This is a genomic window from Streptomyces sp. NPDC058371, from assembly GCF_042723265.1.
GTDB lineage: Bacteria > Actinomycetota > Actinomycetes > Streptomycetales > Streptomycetaceae > Streptomyces.
The window spans coordinates 165744-172896 of the sequence record NZ_JBHXJC010000007.1 but is presented as its reverse complement, the minus strand read 5'-3'; the positions used below and the strand labels follow the sequence as shown (position 1 = coordinate 172896).

The 7153-nt window shown below is 73.0% G+C and carries 8 protein-coding genes; 5 read left to right on the top strand and 3 right to left on the bottom strand.

Annotation, left to right across the window (positions count from 1 at the left end; all coding sequences use genetic code 11):
* From ACFWM2_RS22130 to ACFWM2_RS22120, 3 genes are all read right to left on the bottom strand, one after another.
* A partial coding sequence (locus ACFWM2_RS22130; protein ID WP_383282434.1) for a hypothetical protein occupies positions 1-1718 on the bottom strand: 1718 nt, incomplete at its 3' end.
* A gap of 8 nt (positions 1719-1726) precedes the next feature.
* Positions 1727-2443: a hypothetical protein gene (locus ACFWM2_RS22125; RefSeq protein WP_383282431.1), complete on the bottom strand. Its 717-nt coding sequence runs from the start codon at positions 2441-2443 to the stop codon at positions 1727-1729.
* A gap of 20 nt (positions 2444-2463) precedes the next feature.
* Positions 2464-3474: a peptidoglycan DD-metalloendopeptidase family protein gene (locus tag ACFWM2_RS22120; RefSeq protein WP_383282428.1), complete on the bottom strand. Its 1011-nt coding sequence runs from the start codon at positions 3472-3474 to the stop codon at positions 2464-2466.
* Between the two features lie 247 nt (positions 3475-3721).
* Here ACFWM2_RS22120 and ACFWM2_RS22115 point away from each other — a divergent pair, with 247 nt between their 5' ends.
* From ACFWM2_RS22115 to ACFWM2_RS22095, 5 genes are all read left to right on the top strand, one after another.
* The gene (locus ACFWM2_RS22115; protein ID WP_383282425.1) at positions 3722-4276 is read left to right on the top strand and encodes a DUF6668 family protein; all 555 of its coding nucleotides are present in this window, start codon (positions 3722-3724) and stop codon (positions 4274-4276) included.
* Positions 4273-4572, top strand: a complete 300-nt coding sequence (locus ACFWM2_RS22110) for a hypothetical protein (RefSeq protein ID WP_383282422.1) — start codon at positions 4273-4275, stop codon at positions 4570-4572. The genes ACFWM2_RS22115 and ACFWM2_RS22110 overlap by 4 nt, the downstream gene beginning before the upstream one ends.
* Positions 4573-4820: 248 nt before the next feature.
* On the top strand, positions 4821-5120 hold the full coding sequence (locus tag ACFWM2_RS22105) for a hypothetical protein (RefSeq protein WP_383282420.1): 300 nt from the start codon (positions 4821-4823) through the stop codon (positions 5118-5120).
* Positions 5121-5159: 39 nt separating this feature from the next.
* Complete coding sequence (locus ACFWM2_RS22100; protein WP_383282417.1) at positions 5160-5945, top strand: hypothetical protein; 786 nt, start codon at positions 5160-5162, stop codon at positions 5943-5945.
* Position 5946: 1 nt separating this feature from the next.
* Positions 5947-7143: a hypothetical protein gene (locus tag ACFWM2_RS22095; RefSeq protein WP_383282414.1), complete on the top strand. Its 1197-nt coding sequence runs from the start codon at positions 5947-5949 to the stop codon at positions 7141-7143.
* Positions 7144-7153: the final 10 nt, after the last annotated feature.

Below are 7153 nucleotides of genomic sequence, written 5' to 3'. Positions count from 1 at the left end.
GGCGACGGCTCCGGCACATCAGCCGGGACCGGGGTGACCGGACCGAACTCCCCCGTCGGCGCCGCGACCGTACCGGGCGCCGGGGTCGACGCCTCAGCCGACTCCGGGACCACGTCGGACGGCGACGGCTCGGGCGCATCAGCGGGGGCCGGGGCGAACGGACCGAACTCGCCCTTGGGAGCAGCGCCAGTCTCCGGAGCCGACACCTCGGCCGGCTCGGGAACCGCGTCGGACGGCGACGGCTCCGGCACATCAGCCGGGACCGGGGTGACCGGACCGAACTCCCCCGTCGGCGCCGCGACCGTACCGGGCGCCGGGGTCGACGCCTCGGCCGACTCCGGGACCACGTCGGACGGCGACGGCTCGGGCGCATCGGCCGGGGCCGGCACCGGGAGGCCCGGCAGCGTCTGCGCGAGACCGGGCGTGGCGGTCACCGGCCGGACGGCACCCGCCGCCGACTCCGGAACCGCTCGTAGGACGTACGTGGCGACGGTGCCGCCGACCGGCACCGACTCCTCCTTCTCGGCCGGCGCCGAATGCGGCTCCGGCGCGGGCGCCGACGTCGGTTCCGGTACGGCTCGAAGGGGGAACGTCGGGGTGCTGGTCCCGCTCACGGGCGGAACCGACGTGCGCTGGGCAGGAGCGTCCGCTGCCGGGGCAACCGGCGGATGCGGAACGGCTGGTGTGCCCGACGCCGGAGTGTCCGGCGCGGACGCTGCCGCGAGGTCCGGTGCGCCCGCTGCCGAGACGTCCGCTGCGGGTGCGGCCTGCGTCGGCTCCGGGACCGCGCGCAGCACGTGGGTCGACTTGTCCCGGCGTGGGGCCGGCGTCGCGTCGCTGGGCGCGGAGGCGACGGCCGGCGCGGGCGCCGTGCTCGGCGGCGACGGCGGCAGGGGAGGAACAACGCACGGCGCCGGCACGACGTCCGGCCCGGCACCGCGCGCGTCCCCACGCGAAGGAGCAGGAGCAGGAGTAGGCGCAGGCGCAGTTCCGGCACTCGCAGACCCTGCGTCTGCAGACCCGGCACTGGCCGGCCCGGCACTCACGGGACCCTGACTCGCCGCAGGCGTGACGCCCGGCGCAGGGCCCACCGCAGGCGTGACCCCCGGCGCAGGTGGCGTGCCGACCGGCGCCTCCGTCGGGGGCACCGGCCCCGGGCTCAGGTGCGGTCGGCCGGCCGACGGCACACCCTCCGGCGCGGCGCCCGCCGGTGCGCCCAAGGGGACCGGCGTGCCCGCGTACTCGCTGGAGCCGTCGACGTACATCTGGAGGGGGACGGTGTAGCCGATGGTCTCGTCGTGGATCGTGGCGAGGACGGGGTGGCCGGTGGCCAGGGCGAGGCGGTGGAGGTAGTTCAGGACGGCGTCCTGGATCACCTCGCCGGGCCCCGCGACGACCGGCATCCCGCCGACCGTGGCCCCGGAAGCCCCCGGGCCCGCGCCGGCCAAGGCGCCGGAAGCTCCCGGCCCGGACGACCCGGCCAAGGCCGCGGAAGCGCCCGGCCCCGATCCGGCCAGGGCCCCGGCGCCACCAGGCCCCGCCCCGGTCGAGGCGCCCGCGCCCGCCCCCGCGTCACCCGCCGAAACCGGCACATGGACGTCGATCGGGGTCACCCCGGACCCCGCCCCCGCCTCCTGGGCCCGCGCCTGCGCCCGCGCCGAAGCCGCCTGCTGCTCCCGCTTGAGTTCCCGCTTCTGTTCGCGGCTGAGTCGAGACATCCGTTCCCTCACTCGGGTCGGTCAGTGGAGGAGGACAGGGCGGAAAGGGCGGCGGGGGACGACGAGGAAGCCGGCGCGGACGGCGGGACCGCTGCCTCCACCGACGTCACCTCCGCCACACGCCACGGCTTGCCCGTACCCGAACGCACCAGTTTCAAAAAGACGTCGGCCCGCGGGCCGGTGCCCGTCCAGCCGTCGCGGCCGTGGGCGGTGCCCTCGACGAAGAGGGCGCGGTAGGCCAGCGTGCGGGTGTCGGAGGGCGCGTCGCCGTCGTCGTCCGCCGTCAGCTCGACCGTCGTCCACGCCTGGTGGTCCGCCCAGGTGTTCCAGTCGTTGCCCGCTCCGGCCGCGGGGCGGTACGCCCGCTCGGCGGCGGCCTTCTTCGCCGTGCACCAGCGCGCCGAGCGCAGCATCGCGTCGTGCGGGCCGGTGTCGTACTTCGTGTCGTAGCCGTAGGCGGTCCTCGCCCAGGCGCGGGAGACCTCGGTCGCGTCGGCCGGGTCCACCGCCGACGGACTGGGCACCCGCGCGTCCGCGCCCAGCGGCCTGCCGGACGGCAGGGGCGCCTTCGGTGCGACCGAGGGATCGGCGGAAGCGGTCGCGGACGGACCGGCCGCGCCCACCTGCCGGTGGTCCCGCAGTCCGCATCCCGTCAGTACGGCGACTGCGGCCGTGACGGCCACGGCCGCCGGCGCGAACCTCCGCGCCTTCGTACGTCCAGACATCGGCCCCTCCCTCCTCACCCTCACTTCAGCCCCAGCCAGGGCGCCGGATCCACGTACTTTCCGTTCTGCACGACCTCGAAGTGCGCGTGCGGGCCGGTCGAATAACCGGTGGATCCCACCTCGCCCACCTGCTGGCCGACTGTCACCTTCTGACCGACATGGACGCTGATGGCGGACATGTGGTTGTAGGTCGTCGAGATCTCGTCGCCGCCGATGGTGCCGTGCGAGATCACCACCCGGTTGCCGTAACCGTTGGCCCAGCCCGCCGAAGTGACCGTACCGTCCCGGGCCGCCCGGAACGGCGTACCGGCCGCGGCGCCGAAATCGATGCCCGTGTGCAGCTTGTAGACATGCAGGATCGGATGCATGCGCATGCCGTACGGCGAGGTGACGGGCGGGTTGCCGGCGATCGGCATCGCCATCCGCTGCCCCGGCGGAAGGGTTCCGGGCCCGTCGTCCACCGACTCGTACTTGGCGATCAGTGACTTGATGCGGGCCACGTAGTTGCGGGTCTCGGTGTACGGCGGCATGCCGCCGTACTGGTGGACCGCTCCCGGCCCCGCGTTGTACGCCGCGAGCGCGAGGTCGAGGGTCTCGCCGGTCGCCTCGCCCCGGCTCTTGTACCCCTCGACCTGCCGGGCGAGCGCACAGTCGTAACGGCCCTGCGCCATGATCGCGTCTCCGGGGTCGTACGGTGATATTCGGCCGTTGCCGTCGTCGTCCTGCCCCCAGGTCTGCCAGGTGCCCGGCATGAACTGGGACAGCCCCTCGGCGCCGACCGGGGACCGGGCATTCGGGTTCCAGCCGGACTCGGCCTCGATCTGCGCGGCGATGACGGCCGGCTTGATGACCTCGCAGAGGGCGCCCGCCTTGAGCACCCAGGGCACGTACTGCTGCGGCACGGTGCCGTCCTTCAGCCCGCCTCCCCCTCCCGACGGTGTGGCCGCCTCGCTCGGCGGGCCGCTCACCGCGACCATCATCACGACCGGCATGATCACCGCGGCCAGACAGCCGCCGACCACCCAGGTCATGGTGCTTCCGCCCCCGTTGGACATCGGCTCCCCCCCCAGCCTCAGGATCCGGTCGTGTACGTGTACTTCGCGTTCCGGTCACGTGCACGCCCAAGATCGCCTCACGTCGGCGGAGTTGAGTCTCCCGGCTCGCACCCGTTTCCTGGGTCACCGTGGCGTCACAGGCTCGTCCCAGGAACTCACGCCCCGTTACCGGGTCAGTCCGGGCGCCGGGAAGATCGATGCACGACGACGGAGGAGAGTGGCGATGCAGGGGATCGCAGGGCAGGGGCCACGAGGGCCCGAGGTGTGGATACGCGGTCCGGTCGCCGGGCCCGGCCCGCAGCAACAACCGCCGCAGCCGGCCCAGGGCGCCGTCACCGCACGGCGGTTCGCCTGGGTGGCCACGCACGGCGGCGCGGGGGCCAGCACGCTCGCCGCCGTCTTCGGCGGGCACGACGCGGGCCGCAACTGGCCCCGGCCCGAGCAGGGCGAGCCGGGTTCGGTGCTTTTGGTGGGCCGTACGCACGCGGCGGGTCTGGAGGCCGTCTCGCACACCCTCGACATCTTCCGGCGGGGTGACGCGCCGCCGGGACTCGACCTCGACGCCATCGTCCTGGTCGCGGACGCGCCGGGACGGCTGCCGCGTCAACTCGCCCAGCGGATCAAGGTGATCGGCTCGGTGATCGACGTCTATCTGGTGCCGTGGGTGCCCGCGTGGCGCGTGGGCGAGCTCGACGGACCGCCGCCGCGCGAGTGCGACCAACTGGCCCGGCTGACCGGGGCGTCGGTCCCGCCGCCCGGGAGAAGGGGTACCCGATGAGTCTGCTGGACACGGTGCACACCGCGCTGGGCACGCCGCTCGCCGCGGGGCCCGGCATCACCGACGGGCCGAGCGGTGCCGTCACCGGACCGCTCAACGAGATCCTCGGCTGGCTCGCCTGGCTGGTCAGCTGTGCCGGGGTGGCGGGGCTGCTGATCGTGGGGTCGCGGATGGCGCTCGCCGTGAAGACAGGTGACGGCGAGGAGCACATGAGCCAGTTCCTGATGGTGATGGGCGCGTGCGTGATCGGCGCGACGGCGGGACCGATCGTCTCCTTCCTCATGCCCTGGCTCTGATCGCCCTCCGTTGTCATGAGCCGGCTCTGACACCGTTCCGACGTGACGAGATCTTCCCGTCTGTCACGGACACGTCACCGACAGGTGCTGGATCACTACATCGCTTGGCCTGAACCCGTCCCGGTCGCCAAGCTCACATCGCTACCGGGAACTCGGGCGCCACATCCGGCCCACCTCCCAATCACCCATCACGGCATGTGAGTTGTCGGCATGGCAGCCGACCGAAGACACCAAAAACGGGGAGAGCCATGTTCAACGCGATAGCGGCCAAGGCCCATCACTACGTCCTGCTGGCGGACGGCAAGGTCCCCGACCCCAACCGGAACGCGCCGGGTCAGCTGACCGCCAAGGTCGACACGGTGCTCGGCATCCTCGCCTGGGCCGGCACCGCGGCGGGCGTCGCCGGGGTGCTGATCACCGGCGCCATGATGGCGATCTCCATGCGCCGCGGCGAGGGCTCGGAGCACATGGGCCGGCTCGGCATGGTCCTCGGCGGCTGCGTCCTGGTCGCCACCGCGGGCCCGGTCGTGACCTTCGTCTTCGCCTGATCCAGCCCCAGCGACCGAGCGAGCGAACAGGAGCGCACCATGCTGAACTCCGGCCGGTCCCGAGGGAGCAGCGGAGAGTGGGAGCAGCCGTACTGGCATCAGCGGGGCTGGCTCGTGTCGGCCGGGTTCGTGCTGGTGCTGCTCGTCATCGCGGGCTTCGCCCTGGTGGGCGGCGATGACGACGGACCCGCCGGCGCGGCCTCCGGGCCCACCCCTTCACCCACCGCCGCATCGGACGACGGGAAGGGCGCCGGTGACGGCAGGAAGGGGGGCGCGGCGGGACGGCCGGCCGGCTGCCGTACCGACGACGGCGACCAGGCGAAGCCCACCAAGGCCCCCAAGGACTTCACCTGGAAGGCCGACGGCACCGGTCTCGTGCCGGTGTCCCGGTCCGCCGGGCCGCGGACGTACGACGGTCCCGTCTGGTCGTGCTTCGCGCACACCCCGATGGGCGCCGTCCTCGCGGCCCACGCCATCACCGACCACCTGAGTTATCCGGGCTGGCGGGAGGTGGTCGAGCGGCAGGTGGTGCCGGGCGCGGGACGTGACGCACTGGTCGCGAGCCGCTCGCAGCAGGAGGACAAGCCGACCTCGGGCAAGCCGGACGCCGGCGGCTACGCCGGGTTCTCGGTGCTGTCGTACGACAAGAAGGCGGTGACGCTGATGTTCCTGCTGCGCGGGCCGAACACCAGTTACGCCACCACGTCGGTGACCGTGAAGTGGCACGGCGGCGACTGGAAGCTGGCGCCGGACCCGGACGGCACGATCTACGCCGGCATGGCGAAGGTGACCGGCACCGACGGCTTCGTCGCCTGGGAGGCCTGACATGTCGTGCACCTGGAAGGTCTACGACTGTGTCGGCGAGGGTCTGAAGTGGGGCCTCGGCGAGACCGGCGAGGCCCTGGCCAACGGCGCGGTCGAGACCTTCGCCAAGGCGATCGGCGAGGCCGCGTCCCAGGTCCTCAAGGCGCTCAACGGCGTGTGGATGAACGTCGAGGCGAACGACGCCGAGACGCCCATGAACAGGATCGTCAACGAGCTCAACTGGCTGGTCGGTTATGTGGCCGTGGCCTCGTTGCTCTTCGCCGCGATCCGGATGGCCGTCGACCGCAAGGGCCAGTCCATGCGCCAGGCGTTCAACGGCATGTGGAAGGTCCTTCTGGTCGGCGGGATCGGTGTCGCGGTCGTCACCAAACTCACCGCCGCGTCGGACGCGTACGCACAGGAGGTGTACGCGAAGTCCGACCTCGGCGAGACGGCGGACACGATCCTCGGCGTGATGACGCTTCAGTACCCGGGACTCGTCCTCATCTTCGGGCTGCTGGTGATGCTGTCGAGCTTCGTGCAGATCTGTCTCATGTACATCCGCATCGGGGTGCTGATCACACTCGTCGGCACCCTGCCGCTGGCCGCCGTCTCCTCGATGACCGGGTGGGGCGAGGGCTGGTGGAAGAAGCACATCGGCTGGCTCACGGCCTGGCTGCTCTACAAACCGGCGGCGGCGCTGATCATCTACGCGGCGACGACGATGACCCGGAGCACCAAGGGGGACGGCGTGAACGGCAGCGCCGACCTCAACACCACCATCGCGGGCATGGGCATGTTGATCCTGTCGGTCTTCGCGCTGCCCGCCCTGCTCAAGCTGATCGTGCCGGCCACCGCCGCGCTGGGCTCCACGTCCGGCGGCACGGTCACCCTCAACGCCGTCAACAACATGGCCAGCGGCGCCGTCAGCATCGCCGCGGGCGGTGCCGGGGGCGGCGGCAGTTCGGCCGGTCCGCAGGGCTCGCCGTCCTCGGGCGCCGGAACCTCGGCGGGCGGCAGCGCGGGCGGCGCCGGTGGTGGAGCCGGTGCGGGTGGCGCGGGCGCGGCGGGCGGTGCCGCCGCCGCGGGCGCGGCCACCGGCGGCGCGGCCCTCGCGGTGCAGGCCGCCGCGGTCGCCGTACAGACGGGTGTCGCGGCCGCTTCGGAAGTCGCCCACTCGCTCGACGACAACGACGGCATGAAGGGCCACAACCAGTAGGCCGACAGCC

Bases quoted from the DNA above. Each gene is read 5' to 3' on its own strand.
- ACFWM2_RS22125 (WP_383282431.1), bottom strand. From the start codon at position 2,443: ATGTCTGGACGTACGAAGGCGCGGAGGTTCGCGCCGGCGGCCGTGGCC.
- ACFWM2_RS22120 (WP_383282428.1), bottom strand. From the start codon at position 3,474: ATGACCTGGGTGGTCGGCGGCTGTCTGGCCGCGGTGATCATGCCGGTC.
- ACFWM2_RS22115 (WP_383282425.1), top strand. From the start codon at position 3,722: ATGCAGGGGATCGCAGGGCAGGGGCCACGAGGGCCCGAGGTGTGGATA.
- ACFWM2_RS22110 (WP_383282422.1), top strand. From the start codon at position 4,273: ATGAGTCTGCTGGACACGGTGCACACCGCGCTGGGCACGCCGCTCGCC.
- ACFWM2_RS22105 (WP_383282420.1), top strand. From the start codon at position 4,821: ATGTTCAACGCGATAGCGGCCAAGGCCCATCACTACGTCCTGCTGGCG.
- ACFWM2_RS22100 (WP_383282417.1), top strand. From the start codon at position 5,160: ATGCTGAACTCCGGCCGGTCCCGAGGGAGCAGCGGAGAGTGGGAGCAG.
- ACFWM2_RS22095 (WP_383282414.1), top strand. From the start codon at position 5,947: ATGTCGTGCACCTGGAAGGTCTACGACTGTGTCGGCGAGGGTCTGAAG.